19 protein-coding genes and 2 pseudogenes are annotated in these 20,626 nt (G+C 44.6%); 10 read left to right on the top strand and 11 right to left on the bottom strand.

All coding sequences use genetic code 11. The features are described 5' to 3' along the window. Nucleotides 1–24: 24 nt before the first annotated feature. Nucleotides 25–645: a GntR family transcriptional regulator gene (locus tag NSS66_RS02940; protein ID WP_279831321.1), complete on the top strand. Its 621-nt coding sequence runs from the start codon at nucleotides 25–27 to the stop codon at nucleotides 643–645. An 88-nt stretch (nucleotides 646–733) separates the two neighbouring features. Here NSS66_RS02940 and NSS66_RS02945 read toward each other — a convergent pair whose 3' ends face one another. Continuing rightward, complete coding sequence (locus NSS66_RS02945; RefSeq protein ID WP_023987946.1) at nucleotides 734–1,069, bottom strand: carboxymuconolactone decarboxylase family protein; 336 nt, start codon at nucleotides 1,067–1,069, stop codon at nucleotides 734–736. Continuing rightward, nucleotides 1,066–1,452, bottom strand: a complete 387-nt coding sequence (locus tag NSS66_RS02950; protein WP_023987945.1) for a tautomerase family protein — start codon at nucleotides 1,450–1,452, stop codon at nucleotides 1,066–1,068. Before NSS66_RS02950 ends, NSS66_RS02945 begins: the two co-directional genes overlap by 4 nt. Nucleotides 1,453–1,564: 112 nt before the next feature. Here NSS66_RS02950 and NSS66_RS02955 point away from each other — a divergent pair, with 112 nt between their 5' ends. Then, entirely contained in the window at nucleotides 1,565–2,440 is an 876-nt protein-coding gene (locus NSS66_RS02955; RefSeq protein WP_340958434.1) for a LysR family transcriptional regulator, read from the top strand. A gap of 163 nt (nucleotides 2,441–2,603) precedes the next feature. Here the strand turns inward: NSS66_RS02955 and NSS66_RS02960 are convergent, their stop codons facing one another. The 4 genes and pseudogenes from NSS66_RS02960 to NSS66_RS02975 all read right to left on the bottom strand — a co-directional run. Next, a complete protein-coding gene (locus NSS66_RS02960) occupies nucleotides 2,604–4,532 on the bottom strand; it encodes a PTS fructose transporter subunit IIABC (protein WP_076157068.1) in 1,929 nt (642 codons plus the stop codon). Between the two features lie 67 nt (nucleotides 4,533–4,599). Further along, nucleotides 4,600–5,511: a 1-phosphofructokinase gene (gene pfkB / locus NSS66_RS02965; protein WP_023987942.1), complete on the bottom strand. Its 912-nt coding sequence runs from the start codon at nucleotides 5,509–5,511 to the stop codon at nucleotides 4,600–4,602. 2 nt (nucleotides 5,512–5,513) lie between these two features. Next, nucleotides 5,514–6,260, bottom strand: a complete 747-nt coding sequence (locus NSS66_RS02970; RefSeq protein ID WP_023987941.1) for a DeoR/GlpR family DNA-binding transcription regulator — start codon at nucleotides 6,258–6,260, stop codon at nucleotides 5,514–5,516. 350 nt (nucleotides 6,261–6,610) lie between these two features. After that, nucleotides 6,611–6,826: pseudogene (locus tag NSS66_RS02975) on the bottom strand (methyltransferase); the annotation flags it as partial. Nucleotides 6,827–6,828: 2 nt separating this feature from the next. Here NSS66_RS02975 and NSS66_RS02980 point away from each other — a divergent pair. Then, nucleotides 6,829–7,074 (top strand): annotated as a pseudogene (locus NSS66_RS02980) (LysR substrate-binding domain-containing protein); the annotation flags it as partial. Between the two features lie 89 nt (nucleotides 7,075–7,163). Here NSS66_RS02980 and NSS66_RS02985 read toward each other — a convergent pair. After that, nucleotides 7,164–8,246, bottom strand: a complete 1,083-nt coding sequence (locus NSS66_RS02985) for an ankyrin repeat domain-containing protein (RefSeq protein WP_071558954.1) — start codon at nucleotides 8,244–8,246, stop codon at nucleotides 7,164–7,166. 205 nt (nucleotides 8,247–8,451) lie between these two features. On the opposite strand from NSS66_RS02985, the gene NSS66_RS02990 reads away from it, so the two are divergent. From NSS66_RS02990 to NSS66_RS03000, 3 genes are all read left to right on the top strand, one after another. Further along, nucleotides 8,452–9,126, top strand: a complete 675-nt coding sequence (locus tag NSS66_RS02990) for a Crp/Fnr family transcriptional regulator (RefSeq protein WP_028542883.1) — start codon at nucleotides 8,452–8,454, stop codon at nucleotides 9,124–9,126. Between the two features lie 76 nt (nucleotides 9,127–9,202). Beyond that, nucleotides 9,203–10,015, top strand: a complete 813-nt coding sequence (locus tag NSS66_RS02995; protein ID WP_028542884.1) for a DNA alkylation repair protein — start codon at nucleotides 9,203–9,205, stop codon at nucleotides 10,013–10,015. Nucleotides 10,016–10,103: 88 nt separating this feature from the next. Next, nucleotides 10,104–10,514 (top strand): DUF4183 domain-containing protein, encoded by a 411-nt coding sequence (locus tag NSS66_RS03000; protein ID WP_023987937.1) that lies wholly within the window; start codon nucleotides 10,104–10,106, stop codon nucleotides 10,512–10,514. A gap of 92 nt (nucleotides 10,515–10,606) precedes the next feature. On the opposite strand, the gene NSS66_RS03005 is transcribed toward NSS66_RS03000, so the two are convergent. From NSS66_RS03005 to lpdA, 3 genes are all read right to left on the bottom strand, one after another. After that, entirely contained in the window at nucleotides 10,607–12,301 is a 1,695-nt protein-coding gene (locus NSS66_RS03005) for a methyl-accepting chemotaxis protein (protein ID WP_023987936.1), read from the bottom strand. Between the two features lie 346 nt (nucleotides 12,302–12,647). After that, a complete protein-coding gene (locus tag NSS66_RS03010; protein ID WP_034095007.1) occupies nucleotides 12,648–14,630 on the bottom strand; it encodes an AraC family transcriptional regulator in 1,983 nt (660 codons plus the stop codon). A gap of 121 nt (nucleotides 14,631–14,751) precedes the next feature. Then, the gene (gene lpdA, locus NSS66_RS03015) at nucleotides 14,752–16,137 is read right to left on the bottom strand and encodes a dihydrolipoyl dehydrogenase (RefSeq protein WP_028542886.1); all 1,386 of its coding nucleotides are present in this window, start codon (nucleotides 16,135–16,137) and stop codon (nucleotides 14,752–14,754) included. Nucleotides 16,138–16,333: 196 nt separating this feature from the next. Between lpdA and NSS66_RS03020 the strand changes: the two genes are divergently transcribed. Continuing rightward, nucleotides 16,334–16,900 (top strand): TetR/AcrR family transcriptional regulator, encoded by a 567-nt coding sequence (locus NSS66_RS03020; protein ID WP_023987933.1) that lies wholly within the window; start codon nucleotides 16,334–16,336, stop codon nucleotides 16,898–16,900. 143 nt (nucleotides 16,901–17,043) lie between these two features. Here NSS66_RS03020 and NSS66_RS03025 read toward each other — a convergent pair whose 3' ends face one another. Next, nucleotides 17,044–17,922 carry a radical SAM/SPASM domain-containing protein gene (locus tag NSS66_RS03025; protein ID WP_025719701.1) on the bottom strand — a complete coding sequence of 293 codons (879 nt, stop codon included), beginning with the start codon at nucleotides 17,920–17,922 and terminating at the stop codon, nucleotides 17,044–17,046. A gap of 229 nt (nucleotides 17,923–18,151) precedes the next feature. Here NSS66_RS03025 and NSS66_RS03030 point away from each other — a divergent pair, with 229 nt between their 5' ends. The 3 genes from NSS66_RS03030 to NSS66_RS03040 are packed head-to-tail and all read left to right on the top strand — an operon-like array spanning nucleotide 18,152 to nucleotide 20,576. After that, a complete protein-coding gene (locus NSS66_RS03030; protein WP_028542888.1) occupies nucleotides 18,152–18,907 on the top strand; it encodes a helix-turn-helix domain-containing protein in 756 nt (251 codons plus the stop codon). Nucleotides 18,908–18,924: 17 nt separating this feature from the next. Further along, nucleotides 18,925–19,575, top strand: a complete 651-nt coding sequence (locus tag NSS66_RS03035) for a GNAT family N-acetyltransferase (protein ID WP_340958440.1) — start codon at nucleotides 18,925–18,927, stop codon at nucleotides 19,573–19,575. After that, entirely contained in the window at nucleotides 19,572–20,576 is a 1,005-nt protein-coding gene (locus NSS66_RS03040) for an alpha/beta hydrolase family protein (RefSeq protein ID WP_053325102.1), read from the top strand. The genes NSS66_RS03035 and NSS66_RS03040 overlap by 4 nt, the downstream gene beginning before the upstream one ends. The last annotated feature ends 50 nt before the right edge of the window (nucleotides 20,577–20,626 follow it).

The following is a 20,626-nucleotide window of genomic DNA, read 5'->3' on the forward strand; positions in this document are numbered from 1 at the left end:
AAAGTAGACGTAGAGGTGAATGACATGCAGTACAGCAGCAATAACTCTCGAACGGCGCACCAGCAATCTTATGAAACACTGCGTGATATGATACTGAACGGAACCATCCCTCAAGGAACCAAGTTGGTTGAGGAAAAGCTTGCCACGCAGCTCGGTGTAAGCCGCACGCCTATCCGTGAATCCATCCGCAAATTGGAGCAGGAAGGGCTTATCGTCAATAAACGTGTAGTCAAGCTATCTGAAACCGACCTGCGCAATACCTTTGAGCTACGGATGCTGCTTGAAGGACATGCGGCGCGCAGCGCGGCTGCCTACTTGTCCGAGACAGAGCTACTGGCTTTGGAGCAATGTGTGGACATCGGGCGTTCCGGCTCGCTGGATGAGGTGATGCAAGCGAACAAAGAGTTTCATGAGATCATTATGAAGGCCAGTAATAATTCGATGATGATTGATTTGTTTAATCGGATGCAATCCGTTATTTATTTATTCCGTCATACGGTCGTCTACTATCATCGTCCCTTTCTGATTGATGAGCACCAGCATATTTGTGAGGCTATCCGCGCACATGACGGCGATACAGCAGAACGGCTGATGAAGGAGCATCTCCAGGCTGATCTGGACTTTTGCCTGCATCTGATCAGATAGTCCTTCGCTTCTCCATTTGTATGCCATGCCAAAAAAACCGCCAAACACTCGGAATCCCTTGTGCTTAGCGGTTTTTTTAGGTTCATGTTTAACTCTCTTTCTCTTTACAAAATACCTCTTTGGCAACCTGAATAGCTGAGGCTGCCCGGGGCCATCCTACATAAAAGGCAAGCTGTGTAATGACCTCAACCAGTTCTTCCTCCGAAATCCCGTTCTCCTTGGCCAGTTTCAGGTGATAAGGGAGTTGATTTACATGCTCACCCGCTACCAATGCGGAGACGGTGATGAGACTCCGTTCTCTGAGAGATAGCTCACTTCTTCTCCATACATCTCCAAAAAGAACATCCTCCGTATAACCTACAAAAGCGGGAGCAAAATCACCGATGGTTTCTCGAACACTCGATTTGATCAATTTATGCTTCATACAATCATCTGGGCAAGTCCGTTGCCAAAGGACCAATCCTCTAATTCAGTCTCTACCAGTGTTACAAATACATCCTCCGGTCTAACCTTACATTCAATAGATAAGAGTTCCGCTAACTTTTGGTAGAAACTCTTTTTTTGTTCCGTAGTTCTACCCGTTCCCATTGTAATTTGAATATACAGCAGCTTATCTGTTCTGGGTACATTCAAATAATCGGGACTATAATAAAACTCGCTTTGCTTATGAGCATGAAAAACCTGAAAGTAATCTTTTTCCGGAACCTGAAAATGTTCGATCAAAGCGTTCATGATACAGCGGCTAATCCAAGGCAGCTCTTGCTCTGTGTATTGCTGCTCCATGTATCCAACTCGTACAAATGGCATGCTCATCTCTCCTATCCGTTGGGATAAGATAATTGTACTCCCCCTTACTTTCATCTGTATAATTGAAAATAATCATAAATATATTCAATTTCACCGATGGAGATGAGCATGCGTGGATCTGAAAGAATTAACTACATTTCGTACCATAATCGAAGAAGGAACGTTTTCAAAAGCTGCTGCCAAATTAAACTACGCTCAGTCTACAGTCACGAGCCAAATCCAGAGGCTAGAGAAAGAGCTGGGATTTCAGCTTTTTAAAAGGGGTTGGGATGCGGAGTTAACGTCCCCAGGCAAACTATATGCCGAGGAGATAGACGGGCTTATTCAGCATTGGAATTTTGTAATGGACCAGGCGAAGTCTCTGAAAAAGGAGGAGATTGGCACGCTTCATATCGGTGTGATTGAAACGGTGGCGGCTACCTTACTGCCCTTGGTTCTACAGCAGTTTCGAGAGCATAAGCCGAAAATTACGTGCCATTTTACAGTTGGAAACACGGATGCACTCGCACATGCTTTGGTGGACGGTAAGCTGGATTTTGCAATCTCCGGGGAACCTCACTCGATTCCTTCCTTACACTTTGAACCCATATATCACGAACACATCGCCTTTATTGTGTCCCGTAATCACCCTTTTGCGTTAAAAAGTGAGCTTCATCTCGAAGATCTGTACGAGTACCCGCTTATCGTCGGAGGTAAGAATTGCTTGTACCATATACGACTGGAAAAAGAACTTTCCCGCTTCCCGTCGATGCCGTTTTTTTATACTGTCAGTCAAATTTCGTCGATCCCCACATTTGTAAAAACGATTCCTTCAGTTGGAGTGATTCTATCATCAATGCCTATGCAGGAGGAACTGGTCACCGTCCCCCTCCAGTTAACAGACCCGAATATTCCTATTGGACTCCTACAAAACAACCATCACCAGCAGTATATGTCTTCGGCCCGAAAGCTGTTTATACAGCTGGTTAAGGAGCTTTGTAGGCTATAGCTCCAATGCAATAACTACTAATAAGCTATATAGGCAAAGCCGACACCTTTGCATAAAGAAAAAGCCGCCAAACACTCAGAAACCTGGTGTTTAGCGGCTTTACTATTTTGAAGGCCTAAGGAAATGTGACCCTCTTTTTATTTTTTCACTCCTGTGATACCCGTTATTTCGCTTCGAGCGGTTTTTTCCACAATCCCAGAATGAGCGCGGAAATCACGGAACCAATCGCCACTGCAAGCAAGAACAACAAAGCATGATTGGCAAGAGCTGCTACAAAAATTCCGCCATGTGGAGCTGGAAGATTGATTTGCCAGAACTGCGTCAGACCACCAGCAATCGCTGAACCTACAATACAAGAGGTCAGGACACGCAGAGGATCAGCAGCTGCGAATGGAATGGCTCCTTCCGTAATGAAGGACAATCCAAGTACATAGTTCGTCAAGCCAGACTTGCGCTCTTGCTCAGTAAACTTATTTTTGAAGAACGTCGAAGCTAATGCGATCGCCAACGGAGGTACCATACCACCTGCCATAACAGCCGCCATCATAGCTCCGTTCGTGTTACCACTGGAAGTAAAGACACCGATCGAAAATGCGTAAGCTGCTTTGTTAAAAGGTCCACCCATGTCGATCGACATCATTCCGCCCAGAATCAGACCCAAAATAACTGCATTACCTGTTCCCAAATTGTTCAGAACATTGACAAGCCACGTATTAATACCACCGAAAATCGGATCGAACAGGTAGAACATAATCGCGCCTGAAATTAGGAGTCCAAATACAGGGTATAACAAGATTGGTTTTAAACCATCCAGCGCTTTCGGCAGACCTGCAAAAGCTTTACGCAGGAAGATCACCACATAACCAGCCATGAAACCAGCTGCCAGACCGCCAAGGAAACCTGCATTAGAGTTTACAGCCATCAGACCCCCAACCATACCTGGCATCAGTGCCGGGCGGTCTCCAATGCTCATCGCGATAAATCCGGCCAGTATCGGAATCAGGAAGTGGAACGCACCTGTTCCACCGCCAATTGTCTGCAACAGTTGGAACAATACATTGTCTTCTCCTGCCACTTGTTCAATCAAGAAGGAAATTGCTAACAAAATCCCCCCGCCTACAACGAATGGCAGCATATGAGAAATACCGTTCATTAAATCCTTGTAAATTTTGCTGCCCACACTGCTCTTCTCCGCTTTCGACTCATCAGCGCTGCCTTTACCTTCACTACGATAAATTGGGGCATCGCCGTTCAGCGCTTTGCGGATCAGTTCCTCAGATTTACGGATACCGTCGCTTACTGGTCTTTGCAATACAGGTTTACCGTCAAATCTGGCCATTTCAACCTTCTTGTCAGCTGCGACGATTACACCTTTGGCACGGCGAATTTCATCCGCTGTCAGTACGTTTTGTGCGCCTTCCGAGCCGTTCGTCTCTACACGGATATTTACACCCATTTCTTTCGCTTTCTTAATGAGAGCATCTTCTGCCATAAACGTGTGTGCAATGCCTGTAGGACAAGCGGTCACTGCAACCACAAATTCGTCAGAATTCGGATTGCCAACGATAACGTCTGGCGTTTGCTGTGCTTTGGCATCCTCTTTCTTAGCCTCTTTTGCTTTCTTGGCAGCTTCTTCTTCCGCCTGCTTGGTATCAAACAGCATAGATACTTCATCCGGTGTTTGCGTTTTCATAAGGTTCCCGATAAAATCGGTATCAATCAACAGCCGGGAAAGGGCAGCCAGTGTGCGAAGATGCGTATTTGCTGCTCCCTCTGGAGCCGCAATCATGAAGAATACTTTCGCCGGCTCACCATCCAACGATTCGAATTCTACGCCTTTACTGCTTTTGGCGAAAACGACAGTCGCTTCATTCACGGCTTTGGTCTTGGCATGCGGCATCGCAATGCCGCCGCCGATTCCAGTGCTGGACTCTGCTTCACGTTTGTAAATCATTTCTTTAAACAAGGCACGGTCATTAATACGTCCACTTGCTTCGAGACGAGCGATGAGCTCCTCAATCGCCTCGTCTTTTGTCGTCGCCTGCAGGTCCATGATCATCGTTTCTTTAATCATCAGGTCTGTTATTCTCATTTTTCACACTCTCCTAAGTTCGATCAGCGTGTCGAGACACGCATAATAAGCTCATGATGCAGCTGGATTACCGTTTTGAAATCGTGACTTGCGGCCGTAATTGTTCAATCTTCTCTCTAGTAGCCAGATCATCGGAGAACGCAGTTGCGCTTCCGGATGCCACTCCTGCACGGAATGCTTCGATCGGATCGCCATGAAGAGCCAGCGTACCCACGAATCCAGCAATCATTGAATCACCTGCGCCTACAGAATTTTTCACCGTTCCTGCTGGTACATTTGCGTGATACACTTCATCTGCCGTAATGAACAAAGCCCCTTCTCCTGCCATGGAAATCAGTACATTTTTTGCACCTGCTTCCAGCAGCTTACGACCGTAAGTGACGATCTCCTCCTTTGAATGAATCGTTACGCCAAACAACTCAGCCAGCTCATGGTGATTCGGCTTGATGAGCAGCGGTTTATGAACCAGTGCCTTCATCAGCGCCTCACCTGTGGTGTCGATGACGAATTCAGCTCCAGTTTGCTGGCATACGCTAATCAGCCGATCATAGAAGTCTCCTCCAAGTGACGGCGGGATACTTCCCGACAAGACGACAATGTCATTTTTCTGGAGTCCCGCCAGCTTTTGCACCAACGCATCGGCCTCTTGCTCACGAATCGCAGGTCCCAAACCGTTAATTTCCGTTTCATCGCCATGCTTGAGCTTAATGTTAATCCGTGTGTCATCTTCGATAATTACAAAATCAGTTTTAATGGATTCTTCCCGCAATGTATCGTCGATAAACCTGCCTGTGAATCCTCCGAGAAAACCAATCGCCGTGCTATCTGCTCCCAACTGGTTCAGTACACGTGATACATTAATTCCCTTACCACCGGGCAGTTTTAAATCACGTTTCATCCGGTTCAAATCACCAAGCTTCAAATCATCAACTTCCACGATATAATCAATGGAAGGGTTCAGCGTTACTGTATATATCATTGTTATCCCTCGATTATCTTAGTTTTCTGAGCGATGGATCGGCGTGACCGTTCTGGCATCGATTCGGTAATAAGTATAGCTTCCTTGAGCTCGAACAGTTTGGCGAAGGTTACTTCTCCAATTTTGCTGGAATCGGCTAACACATACGTTTTGCCAGACAACTGGTGGGCACGCCGCTTGATCAGCGCCTCTTCGGGATCAGGAGTTGTATACCCCATTTCCATATCCACCCCGTTCGTTCCTAGAAAGCACTTGTCGAATCGAAAATTGTCCAAATTTTGTAGGGCAATACTCCCGATTACGGCTTTGGTATGAATTTTCATCATCCCTCCCAGTAGATAGCTTCTGATTCTTTTGCTTACCAGTGCTTCTACGTGGGATAGTCCATTCGTCACGACCGTCACGTCTTTAGCTTCAATGTAAGGAATCATCGCCATCGTTGTTGTTCCCGCATCCAGATAAATACATTCGCCATCCAAAATTTCTTTGGCTGCTATACGGGCCACTGCATTTTTTTCTTGAACGTTTTTGAATGTTTTTTCTTCCATGCCAGGTTCCTGACTTTTCTGATTCAGCAAGGTTGCCCCGCCATGAATCCGCTTGAGCAACTGACGGCCCTCAAGATCTATCAAATCACGCCGAATCGTTGACTCAGAAGCTCCCAACAGATCAGCCAATTCTTGCAACTTTACAACACCACATTCTTGTAAGCGCTGTATTATTAACTTGTATCTTTCTTCCGTCAGCATCATCATTCCCCCAACTGTTCATATCGTACCACAAACTTGACAAAAAACAATCATTTTTCTTCAAAAAGATTCAAAAAAATTCATTTCTAATTCATTTTTTTACAAAATGGTGAATTCCTGATCCAATCATTATGATTGCGTTTACATTTTAAAGAAAATCCATCTACTTTTATGTAAATTCATTCTTCTTACATAGGAATTCAGCAGTAAACGTTCAAAAACGTTCTAAGGCTTCCATCAGTACTATTTTACCATTATGCGCACAATTCGTCCCCATCTTCTCTACTCAGAAAAAAGCTAAACACGAGGACTGATCCCCTTTGTGTTTAGCCAATCGAGACGCTTAGCGTTCAGCCCTTAACGATTCCAATGACGAAACCGTCATACCCCTTGCTCCCCACGGTTTGGATAGCTGTAGCTGTAATTCTTGATTCTTCAGCCAGCATATCATAAAACTTTCTTACTCCCTGCACCCGAGGGTCTGTGCTATAAGCTTGAATTACTTCTCCTTCACGGATAACATTATCACCGATAATAACGGTGCCAGGATGCGAGAAGCGAAGTGCCCCCGCCCCCCCAAGTCACCCTAAACTTCACAGGGCTGCATGAGGCGATTACCGCGGTTATTGCCGGATATGGTGCCAACTTTGTGTTCTCACTGGTCGTGCGTGAATATGTAGAACGCGGCGAGCTGTGCCGGGTATATGTAGAAGACATCCAGCTTCTCAATTCAATCGCCATCTGTACCCGCAAGAACGAACCCCTATCTACCGCTACCCTAAATCTCATTCAGCTCATACGTAACCATTCCTGATGAGCATTAGGCATCTGTGTACACTAGCGCTGTATTTTAAAATAACAAGAGCCATGACTGCGTGCATACCGCATTCATGGCTCACCTCGTTATGATAAATATTCCCCCTCAATAATCTTCTCCAGATAATCTTCCGGCTGTGCAAGAAACTCGGCAAAGCTGCACACATCCGCATATTCCTGATGCTCCTCGTCATAATAACCCAGGCACTTCTGCCTCGGATTCCACACCAATATAATATCCGAGTAATTATCTACTTTTAGAGACAGACGCAACAGCTTTTGCCGACCTACCTTCATCTCAACCGTATCTATGAATGAGAAGAACTCAACAAATTGAATATCAAGATCATTTTCTGGCAGGTCCACACGGAGCTGATCCCCCATCAGAAAGGCAACAATCTCCTTTGGAAGCTTGTAGCTTTTCAAAGCATGTCGTTTATTTTCCAGATTATGAAATGCTGGAGGCTCTACAGACTTTAAATACTCAGCCATTTCTACGTTTTTATTACTTAGTGCAATTGTATATGCCCGTTCTCCATCTTTTTCTGCCAGCGTCACATCAGCGCCTTGCTGAACCAAATACTTCACCATCGCAAAATCATTGTTGCGTGCCGCCACTGTCAAAGGCGTGGCTTTATAAGGATATACCATATTAGGGGCATTGAAATTAATATCTACGCCATGTTCCAATAGTAATGCTACTGTTTTCAGGTCATGCTTACTAACTGCGTTGCGGAGTGTTGCTCCAGCATGCTGCTTCATATCGAGGCCCAGCTCATGGATAAGCAGCATATTGCTTTTGTTACCGTAGTAGGCTTGCTCATAGGCACCGGATTTGACATGATTTTTCCCGTCCAGCTTCGCGCCATGGGCGACCACATAACGGACAATCTCTTCGGTACCATAGCGAACAGCCGTCAGGAATGCGGGATTATCCTTCACATTAAGTTGAACCCCCTCATCGACCAGTAGCTTCAAGACTTCCATTTGCTCAGTGATGAGTGTAATATCCAATGGACTTAATGTCGTATATTTACTGAGTACGATCCCTTGTTCTATATCCCAGCCTTCGGTCAGAGCTTGGCGTAAAGCGGATATATTGCCTTGAACGATATGCATCGCTATCTCAGGAAGAACCTCGAAATTGCCTACATCTTTTAATTTAATCATCGTTATTACCTCACTCTTTATGTATCTACTATCAAACATGCATATCTATTTTATACCAACCTCCCCTTTACATAAATCCGACAGATTCCCCAAAATTCATTATTCACTCTAGCGCAAACAAGTGAGTAATAGAGGTCAAAATACCTCAGAGAAGCTATAATTGTATTATGATTCTGTATACCCTGTGCAACGAAAAGGAGAACATATGAATAGCATTCAATACCTGTCCCAATTTAATTTGCTTCATAGTCTCTCATTAGAAGATTTAATTGAAATGGACCAAATGACCTCCATTACGACTATAGCGAAAAAAAACTTTATACAAACCCCAGAGACCTTTTCCGAGGGACTTTATTTTGTGAAAAAGGGAAAAGTACGTCTGTATAAGCTAAACGCTGACGGAAAGCAATTTACTTTGGATATCCTCAGCGAAGGAAATGTATTTGGTGAAATGGATATGATTTCACTGGGGACAAGGGATATGTATATAGAAACGATAGAAGAATGCGATATCTGCCGGATGGACAAAGACCGATTCGAGCATTTTTTAATAGAACATCCCCGGTTCATGATGAACATGATCAAGGTGTTAAGTGACCGAATCTCAGGAATGAGCAGTCTGGCCCAGCATTTAGCTTTGGGAAATTTACAGGATAAAATTTTGTATGTTCTTCTGAAATTGTCCGATCAGTTCGCCCTCCAAAGCCGTGAAGAGTATTGCAAAATCAATTTTCCTCTCTCCCATCAGGAAATTGCGAATCTGGTCGGGGCCACCCGTGAGGCTGTAACAACTGCTCTTCAGGAGCTTGTCAAAGAAAAGGTCATTAAAACCGGCTTTAAGACGATTTACATCCATCGCGAAAAGCTAATGAAGTTGTAAACTACATTACATCTATACTCCTACCCAAAAAAGTATCGTATACCTATCAGACAATTTACGATATGGAGTGAATGAAATGTTACACCGAAAAGGGGCCCGCAAAGGGTCAGATATTCCTAATGATGTGCTTCAGCTGCTACAGCAGGGGCGGCTTGAGACGGTGAATCTCACCGAATGGCTGGCTGTCGATCATGTTGTACTATTGCAAAATACTCTTGATGAATTTGGCTTGCAGCGATCATCCGATGTCTTCATGACCGAATTGAATCAGCTGAAGGAAAAGAAGATCATGAAAATGATACCCGCAATCGCGCGAGCGTGGCTTCATGTGTTTGAGCAACAAGCGATAGAAGAACGTATTCGCATCTTTGATGCGATGGCCTCCCATCTTTCAGACAGCATTCGCTGCTGGGCTGCCTACATCATCGGGATTGATCCCCGTTTAAGTGTAAAGGAAAAATTGGCTGGCATTCGCCCCTTTGCAGCCGATTCCCATTTCGGAGTACGTGAAATAGCCTGGATGGCCGTGAGAGAATCCATATCCTTGCAACTGCTTGAAGGGCTTGCCCTGTTAGACAGTTGGGTGCGAGATGAGGATGCTAACATACGTCGTTTTGCCATTGAATTAATCCGGCCACAAGGCGTTTGGGCCAAGCACATCCCTGAACTAAAAGAACATCCCGAGCTGGCTCTTCCTCTCTTGGAGGCTGTTCAGTCCGATCCGGCCAAATATGTCCAGGACTCCGTTGGTAATTGGTTGAATGACGCCAGCAAAACCAACCCAGAATGGGTTCTTCAAGTTTGTAATGCATGGCTGATGATTTCGGATACCAAAGAAACGAAGCGAATAGTAACCCGGGCCCAAAGAAGCTTGAACAAAGAGAAATAATTGGAAGACTCCTCCCCATCCAATCCATACTAGAATATTCACATAAACTATAATATTTATCTGGAATATTAGGAATGGAGGAATTCCTATGTCTATTATTCGAATCTATCTGGAAGCAGACAGTATCGTATCTGGAAACATTGCTATTACAACAAGTATCAATGTCACTCCAGTAGTTAATCGTTACACAGCTATTGTCGTGCTTGGTAATATATTAGGTGGAGTGACCACTATCCCGGCACAAAATTTCACAAATGATAGTGGTACTTCAGTCGCGGCAAACAGTCTTGTTGTTCCGACCAGTAGTGGATACTACAATGTATTTGTAAATGGGACGTTGCAGCGAGGCGGCTTAACAACGCTTTCTGCTACAAATCTAATTATAAATACAGGCCTGATTGTTGGTGCAACAGTAGTCGTTGAGGTTGTTAATTTCAACTCTAGTGCTTCCTCAACCTCTGTCAACAATGTCACAGTAACGACTACCATAAGCGACTGAGAGAATGCCTTCGTAAAATTACTATAAAAAACCGCCAAACACAGGGTTTACCCTCGTCTTTAGCGGTTTATTTCTCTTTGAACCTCGAATATTTAAATTTTGAAGTTCTCCACAAGCACCTGAAGCTTCTCGGCCAGTGATGAGAGGAGCGCTGCGGAGGATTCCACTTCTTGCATGGCAGCAAGCTGTTGCTCCGAAGAGGCGGACAGGGACTCCGCCCCTTTAACCGTATGGTTAGAGACCATTACGGTATTCTGAATGGCTTCAACGAGCTCTTCAGAGATCAGCGCCAGATCCCGAACTGTGGCTGATATTTGCTCGCTTTGGGAAGACATGTCGGAGATGGAGACTTCAATCTCGGAGAAGGAGCGCCCGGCTGATATGATCAACTCCTTGCCCTGCATCATTTCGTTCGTGGAACGCTTCATAGTTTCTCCTGCCTTGTCCATTTGGGCGATAATCAGACTGATCAGTTCGCTGATTTGTGTGGCAGAATTGGCAGAACGTTCGGCCAATTTGCGGACAGAGCCAGCGACAACGGCAAAGCCCTGACCTTCTTCTCCGGCGCGCGCAGCTTCTATCGCTGCATTCAAAGACAGCAAGTTGGTCTCCTCGGCGATGCTGGCAATGGTGCCGACAATGTTCTCAATCTCCTTGGAGTGGCTGCCAAGCGTATGAATAATGCTTGAGAGATCGCCGATGCTTTCGCTGACAACTCCCATTTGGGAGGTGGTGGAATCCATTGATTCCCGGCCAAGGCGTGCTTTCTGGACATTATCCGCGGCCTTGTTCATTGCGATGTCCGCATTGCCAGCAATATCGCTGATGAAGCGGGACATATCCTGAATAGCTTTATAGCTTCCTTCCAGGTTTTGCAATTGGGTATGCGCCCCATCAGCCAACTCAATCGTAACATTCACGCTATGCTCTCCAGCACGGTTCGTTGCCTGTGCGCTGGCAGACAGCTCTTGAGAGGAAGAAGCGACCAGCATAGAGGTGTCATTGACCTGGGTAATCAGGTTGCGCAGGTTCATTGTCATATCGTTGAAGTCGCGGGCCAGCGTCCCGATTTCATCCTTGTTTTTGAAGAGAAGCGGTTCATGGGTAAGGTCGCCCTTGGTAATGGTGTTCACAGAGGCTGACAGCTTGGTAAGCGGACTTACCATATGGCGAATCAACAGGTAAACAACAAGGATAGCCACCATGAAAATGGAGCCGCCAATAATAAAGGGCTGAACAATAATATCCAACGTCCGTTCCTGAATTAACGAGCCGTCAAAATTGATGGCCATCAGTGCAACAATGGGCTTGGTGGGATCATGGTCCTGATAAATGGGGCCGTATCCAGTTTTGAGCGAGGTTCCTTCATATGTATAAACCTTGGAATATGCTGAATGCTTCATGGTAGTTATCATTTCTTTGTCTTCGTCTGTAAAATAGAAGGAATCGCCAGCTTGATAGCCTCTTTGCTTAAAGTTGGCATCGGCGGCCAAAATTTTTCCATCCAAAGAGATAATAAAAGCCTCCTTAAAAATAGGCTTATGTGCTACAATCCAGCCAATCCGGTCTTCAATGGCAGCAAGTTTGCTGTTATCTCCACTGACCAGAGCCGATATATCCGCAGGATCTATAAGGCCAGTCGTAATATTGGCGCAACCCACCAGCTCGATCCCAGCAGCTTCATCCACTTGATGGTAAGCGGTACGATATCCGAAGTATCCAATGGAGGAGCCTACGAGAAGCAGTATGATGAGCATCATCCAAGTTAATTTTGTTGCCAGCTTCATTATTTGAACCACCAATCCTGACTCTAATAAATTTTTGTGACAATCCGTTTTCACTGCTACGATTATAGCCTATCAACACTTACTATAATATGGCATTCCAGTGTCGGAAGATGTCGTTTTTTGTGAGAATAGTCACTGTTTTTTGTAAACGGGGACGTTGCAGCGAACGGCAGTCATTAATGGCGTGGTGACGACTACAATAAGCGACTGAGGTGAGTGCCTCTGTTGAATTACGACAAAAAAACTGCTAAACACAGAGGTTTACCCTCGTTTTAGCAGTTTTTTTGTCTATGAATCAAGTGTTTCATCGGTAACGTATTTTCGATTTTTATAGCTGTATTCAGCTTTATTTTTTGTGGGCTAATAAGAGATTAACTATGGTATCCAATTGAAGCTCCAATGAATAAGGGTCTTCCATCACAAACTCATCCCCTTTATCGCTGAATGAACCGTACATATAAACCTGTCCTTTTTTTACAGCCGGAAGGCCTTTCCATAGCTCACTATGCAGAATCTGATTAGCCCCTTCATCTTCTGAACCGTATACAAAGATGTGATCTCCCATATGCTCGGGTAAAACCTCAAGCGAAATATTTTCAAATCCTTCTTTCATGTTCAATGCCTTTTTGGTAGGTGGCAGCTTTAGCATCTGATAAATGGTCGGACTTCCGTAATTGCCGCCTTTTGCTGCCAAAACATATATCGATTTATTGGCGACTTGTACAATTGAAACCGTCTCTCCTTCTTTAACGATACCTTGAATTTTCGTTCTGGCCTCTGCAGCTTTCTTCTCATATTCAGTAATCCACTGCTCGGCTTCTTTCTGCTTGCCAAAGATTTCGCTAATTCTGCGGAATTTATCCAGTGGTCCCGCTGTAGATTCGCCTTCCCAATACGGCAGGAACACAGTCGTTCCTACCTTTTGGTAGCTGTCGATGTTCTTTTCGATTGAACCGATAATTAAATCCGGTTGCAGAACGGTCAGTTCCTCCAAATCCATAGGAAATTCACCGAGATCCTTGATTCCGGCCAATTTCTCTTTGGGATATCCCGATTGATCAATCCAAGCCTCATTCAGCATAAAACTTCTGACCCCCACCGGAATAATCCCCAGCTTCAAAAGATGACCCATATACTGATCCGATGCCACTCGTTTCGGGTTTGCAGGTACTTCCACATCGCCTTTTAATGTCTTAACCGTTCTTGTCTGTGCTTGCACTGCCGCTTGTCCATCGCTGTTGGATGATGTCGCTGTATGATTAGCCTTCGTTTGCGAGCTTCCATTTGTATTCGTCGGAGCCGAGCAAGCTCCCAGCATCAATGATAAACACAGCATAATCATCATGGCCGTTATTTTGACTCTTCCGTGCATAAACAAATCTCCTTCCGCGTTATACCGATATTGATAATCAATATCAGTATAACGTGCGAAAGATGTCCGCTGAAGGGCATATTTAAGCATCGTTTGGGGCATATCTTGATCTTGCTTCTGAGCATGATGCTCCCGTTCCTTTTTGAATCGTACGGGAGATAGTCCCTTATATTTCTTGAAGCTGCGACTTAAAGAATGGGCATCTGGATATCCCACACGCTCTGCGATCTCCTGCAAAGTGGCGTCCGTCTGCATTAGCAGTTCTGCCGCTCGATCTGCTCTTACTTGGCCCAAGTAATGAATCGGACTGGTATGCATTTTATTTTTGAACAACCTGGATAAATGTCCGGTACTGCATTCTAGCTCCTCTGCAATGGACTCAAGTGCCATAGGCCGGCTAAAATGCTCACGAATATAGGCTACAGCCTGCGATACCAGGTCGGGCTTAAGAGGCTCAATGCCCTGCCGATACAACTGCTGCAACAACTCATATACAAATTGTTGAAATAAGGCTTTGACATGCAGTTTGCCAAGTCCGGAAGCTTCACGCCATTCTTGCTCCAACAGCTTCACTTTATCGTACAGAGGCAGTGGGTAATGAGGTGCGAAAGCATACTGGTTCTGAAAAGGATTTTCCTTTTCCAGCAATTGTGCAATCTCTTTGCGGCTAGGCAGGGCCAACGTTGCCTTGTACAAAATGATGTAATATTCAAGCACCTCTTCCGCGAGGATACTCAGGCACATTCCTTTTCCGCCATGCAGTACATGGAAACGCTCTACCCTGTGAATACTGTTATCCAACCGTACCCGTGCGTTTCCACGAACGGCATACAAGAACGCACTGGCAGGAAGTCGATAGGTTCGTAGCTCCTCCCCTTCTTCGATCTTCTTATGACGAACATCCATCACCTGTATAAAAACATGATTCCACAGCAAAATGTGATCATTCAACTTCATTGCTTTTGTTCAGCCCCCGATCTAAACCATCCACGTACCTGCTCACACTCATATTCAAACTATAATATATTATAGTTGATAATTATTCTCACAGGCAATGAAGTGATTTCATACGGAGCCTCTACTTTGGACGGTCCATTTTTCTGATCGCATTCTCCGCAGCCTCCATGATTACTTCTCCCAATGTAGGATGGGGATGAATGGTTAGAGCTAAGTCTTCTACGGTTGCTCCCATCTCTATAGCCAGAGCAAGCTCGGAAATGAGTGTTGAAGCTTCGACGCCGACGATTTGCGCCCCCAGTACGATCCCCGACCCCTGCTTTGCTACGATTTTGATGTACCCCTCTGCTGCCCTTAGCGCCAATGCTCTGCCGTTAATTGCAAAGGAAGCTCTGCCAATGACAATCGGTAAGGCTTTTTCCTTTGCTTCTGTTTCACTTAGGCCAACACTAGCCAGCTCTGGTTCAGAAAAGACAACCAACGGCATGGCTTTATAATCCACTTTAGCAGCTTGACCTGCAATCGCTTCTGCCGCAATCTTCGCTTCATAGGAAGCCTTATGGGCAAGGGCTGGACCCTCCGTAATATCCCCGATGGCAAAAATATGCGGAATAGCCGTTCTACACTGCTCGTCTGTCTCGATCAACCCCCTGCTCGTGAGTGGCAAGCCAACGTGCTCCAATCCTAATCTGCCATCCGTATTCGGTTTTCTGCCTACAGTAACTAATACAAACTCAGCGGTGACATGATGCTGCTCTTGATCTTTTGAATAATGCAGCGTAATAGTATCCGTATTCTGCACGACTTTTTCGGCTATCGCCCCAGTTACGATGCTTACACCATCTGTTTTCAATTGCTTAACAACAGGGGCCACAAGGTCCGTCTCAAATCCCGGCAGCACCCGTTCCCCTCCCTCCAGAATCATTACCTTTGTTCCAAATTTGGCATACATTTGTCCAAGCTCAACGCCAATATATCCACCACCTATCACGATCAGGCTGGACGGAACCGCTGGAAGCGAAAGCGCCTCTGTAGAGGACAAAATACGTCCGCCAAACGGAAATGATTTCAGCTCGATTGGACGGGAGCCGGTTGCCAATATGGCATACTTAAAGGATATCGTTTGTTCCGCTCCATTTTGATTGATGATGGCTGTATGCCCATCAACCAAACTCGCCTCCCCTTCCAGAATGCTCACACCTGCCGTTTTCATTAAAAAGCCAACTCCGCCTGCCTGCTTATTCACAATCCCCTGTTTGAGAGCCTGAGCATTCACGAATGACATCGCTGCATCTGCCTGATTTACCTGCCTGAGTATCTCATAGCGATGTGCTTCGGCAATCAAAGCTTTGGATGGAATGCAGCCCACATTCGTGCACACTCCACCTAGCTGACTGCGTTCAACAATCGCCGTTTTCATTCCAAGCTGAGAAGAACGCAATGCTGCCACATAACCTCCTGGCCCTGATCCAATGACCAGTGTTTCTACAGATTCAAGCTTGCTCATAACTAATACCTCCTGTTAAAATGGCATGATTTAAAATATGATGATTATAATATATTATAATCATCATATTTTAAAAGCGTCAATAGTCTTGATCAGCCTTTCTGAAGTTGTCGTTATAGGAAGACAAATTGACACGTTTTATTATGATGATTATAATATTTTGAAGTTAGCATTATAAACCCGTGGAGTGATTACAATGCCTTATCCAAAAGGCCATAAGATGAAAGTGCGGAGTAAGATCGTTGAAAGTGCTGCCCAAGCTTTCCGTGCCAACGGTATTCAAGATGTAAGTGTGCCCTTTATTATGAAAGGGGCAGGATTAACTCACGGCGGGTTTTATTCACACTTTGATAACAAAGAACAGCTAGTCGCCGAAGCCTGTCGCTATGCCGTCAGTGATACCCTCGCACTGCTTCAGGAGGCCGTTGACCAAGAAAAGCAAGATCCTAAAATTAATGTTGTCATCGATTACTATTTAAGCACCCATCACCGTGATCGAACAGAAATAGGCTGTATTATTCCTGCCCTTTCCGTAGAAATAGCCCGTTCTTCCGAAGAAATCCGGCAGATATTCACGCAGGAGTTGGAAAGAATGATTACGTTTATCTCCAATTTGGGGGGAATGGATCAGTCCAAGGGCAGTGCATTGTTCAGTAGTATGGTTGGTTCTCTTGTGCTTGCACGTTCTGTTAATGATCCTAAACTGAGTGACAGCCTTCTCTCGGCAGGCAAACAGTATGCCAAAGCGCTGGTTAATAGTTGAATGTAAGTATGTTTTACGTATGCAAAAAATCCGCTAAACACCAAGAAATCCTTGATGTTTAGCGGATTTTTCCTAAGAATCTAAACTCAAAACGGAGGTAACGATTTGTCAGAGATTCGAAGTCTCCACCTGCCAAATCTCCGTTATGTTCCAAATCGTTTGCGGTACCCGCATTTTCGGCATAACTCTTCTACCGCTTCTCTCTTAGAGAACCCGAAGTACAGACGGTTTGCACGCTCCCCTTCCACAATGTCGGAAAAAGATTGCTCATGCACGTTACCTAAATTAATGACACCTTCTCCATCCAGACAGCAAGGGACCACCGTTCCATCCACCAATACCGCCGCTTGGCTACGGAGTGCATGGCAAAAGCCTTTTCCGTCATCTTCGGGGGCACTGAGGCTCGGCCATTCAAATTCATGGTCTTGATTCAAATAAACGTTTGGTGCGATTTTGACCCCACTGCCTGGTATCACCTTTTCCTCAATCCGATAGTCCAGTCCAAATTCTTGCTCCAGTCGTTCAAGTGTTTCCCGGTTGCGCTGACGCTGCACATTAGTCAAATTATCTTCAGTCAAGTTCCAGAGACGGAACGAAATAATGACATTGTGTTTCACCGCTTCTCTTACAAACGTGAAAATATTACCCAAATATCCTTCTCGATCCACGGAGCCTTCATGCCCGTCAAAACTGTGGAGAGAGAAGTTCATCTGACGCAGCGCTGGTTGCCCAAGCAGCTTATGTCCGGTCTTCGGCAGCAAGGTACCATTGGTGGTTATATTGACCTTCAAGCCTTTCTCATGAGCACTTTCCAGCAAAAGATCAATTTTCGGATGGAGCAACGGCTCTCCTTTTACATGCAAATAGATGTAATCCGTATGTGGTTTGACCTGATCAAGCACATTTCGAAAGACTTCCGGATCAATAAATTTTTTGACACGCTGTGTTTGAGGACAAAAACTGCATGCGAGATTGCAAATGCTCGTTATCTCAATGTATACCTTTTTAAAAGTTTTCAACATGATTTCCCCATTCTAACCTTCATCCGGAGCATCTTGTTTATGCTCACTAATCTTATGATTATAACGGGTTATCACCGACAGGTAAACTCTCCAGTCTCCCCCTTGGTGTGGGCATCAAATGCTCGACACATACGCCTATCCAAGATTTGATTTGATATTTTCTATTGACCCTAGGTCTGACCTAAGGTTTATAGTGGAGTTATTCAACTATCAGTAAGGAGTCCTACCATTGAAAGAACACATTACGATCAGCCAGCTTGCTCAGCTCATGAATGTATCTGTACATCAACTGCGTTATTTTGAAGAAAAGGGAGTCCTGTATCCATCACATACAGAAGAAAATCAATATCGAATGTACGGGCTTCATGAGATTTATCAGCTTTCGCATATTTTATTATTACGCAAATTAAATGTCCCTGTCGATCAGATTCAAGAATGTATGACTTCCTATGCTGCCGATGACTATAACCAGCTTTTAGAGCATTCGTTGCAGAAGGTACAGGCCGAAATAGCTAACTTGAAGATGCATGAACAGTTTATTCACAAAGTGTTAGAAGAACATAATAATCGGACCCAGCAGGACGATGAGTATCAGGTCAAACGATTAGGTCCCCGTCATTTAAAGCTATGGTTTGCATTGGAGAATGGTCAAGAGCTCACTGCCGGTAACCTATTTGAACACCGCCCTGCCCCACCTCGATTATTTGAAAATGACCTGCATTACTTGTCTGATGCTGGACAGGCGAAGCTATGTTATGAAACGGCGGATGTGGCTGACTATATTCTGGAAGAGGGCAACTATCTTTATAAGCATCTTTCCGTCATTGAAGAACCAGAGATTGATTATGAAATTAAACAAATGGAACGATATGTAGCTCATCACCAATATAACTGCCAAAGCAAGATTGTTCTAGTAGAAAAATCTTATCTTTCGATGTTCGACAACAACAAGCTGCAATACGAAATTCAGGTTAAAGTAGAATAAATCTTGGAGGGCGTTAAATGAGTGCAAAATCCTTTGACATTGTTGCATACCAGAAACAAGACCATGAAGCTGTTTGCAGTCTTTTAGTCGAATCGTTTAAAGCAAAATTCCAATCTCTTGTTACACTGGAGGAGCAAGATATACAGAAGTTGTTAATGCAGGTTTGGGTTCAAAATCCTTATTCTTCATCTATGAAACAATTTGTAGCCAAAGAGAACGAAGATGTTGTCGGTGTTCTTTCCCTCAAATGGAAGGCCCCCTCCTCTTCACTTCCTGAAACAAATCCCATTTCTTTAGCTCCGCTCCTAAAACAGTTTGGTTGCTTCAATGTATTTAAATTTTTGACAGGTATGCATGCGCTGGAGTATACCCCCGCTGCAAATGAGTGTTACATTGATCATTTGGCGATTCGTTCAAGTCATCGTAACCAGGGAATAGGACGCCGTCTTCTAGCTTTCGCACAGCAATTTACGGTTGAATCTGGGTTTCATGCATTGACGCTTCATGTAGCGCATAAGAACCAAGGGGCTATCCGTTTGTATCACAAACTGGCGTTTGAAGTAGAACAATCCAAGTATAATGAGTTACGGCATTTTTGGTTCAAGGAGCCTGTATGGTATCTGATGAGTTGGAAAGAGAACCTGCATTCGAGGAGAGAGCATCGTTGAAAAAAACATTCAAGCTTACTTTTGGTATTGCGGCAGCTCTGGCTGTTGCCTTGATACTAATTGTTCTATATCAAAATTCCTACAAGATGACAGAAGAAAAAATACAAATTAAGACACCTAAAGGGCTGTTAACAGGTACATTAGCTTTGCCTAAGAACTACTCGGGAAAGGTTGGATTGGTTGTTTTTGTCCATGGGGATGGTCCTATTAATGACACATATGATGATGGATACAAACCACTGTGGGAAAAGTTCGCTTCCAAGGGTTATGCCTCCCTGTCACTGAATAAGCCCGGTATTAACAGCGCTCCTGGCAATTGGCTCGACCAAAGCATGGAGGACCGCGCACAGGAGATCCGATATGCAATAGACTGGGCAAGAAGCTTACCGATGATTGATAAGCAAAAAATCGGCCTATGGGGAGCCAGTCAAGCAGGATGGGTCATTCCGAAGATCGTTAAAGAGGAGCATGATATTGCATTCAGCATCCTTGTATCGCCTGCCGTGAACTGGATTTCCCAAGGACAATTTAATACCAGAAAAGAAATGGAACAAGAAGGAGCTACTCCGCAAGAAATTCAAAAGACATTGAACTACGATCAAGAAGTTCTACAGTTACTGAAAAAACATGCTTCTTATGAAGAATATCTAGGCATAGCCGATCCTGACGATATGATTTCCAAAGAAAGATGGAGCTTTATAGGCAAAAATTTTCTGTCTGATTCCACCGAAGAATTAAGTCACTTCCATTCTCCTGTACTCTTGGTTCTGGCTGGCAAAGATATTAATGTTGATGTAAAGGATACCGAGCGAGTCTATCGCCAGAAAATACCTCCAGAACTGCTGTCCGTGATTCATTTACCTGAAGCCGACCATTCCATGATGGATGAAAAAATCGCGCGTTCAAAATCTCTAACTTTCTTAACAGCCGTATTCGCCCCAAGAAAATTGGTGAATGGTGAGTATCTCAAATCCCTTTCCGATTATGTCAGTCAGCGTTAAACAATGATGTTCTTTTTTGCCATACTTCTTTTGATATGCTAATGAAAAAA

Source organism: Paenibacillus sp. FSL R10-2748 (assembly GCF_038005565.1).
In the GTDB taxonomy this organism is placed as follows: domain Bacteria; phylum Bacillota; class Bacilli; order Paenibacillales; family Paenibacillaceae; genus Paenibacillus; species Paenibacillus polymyxa_B.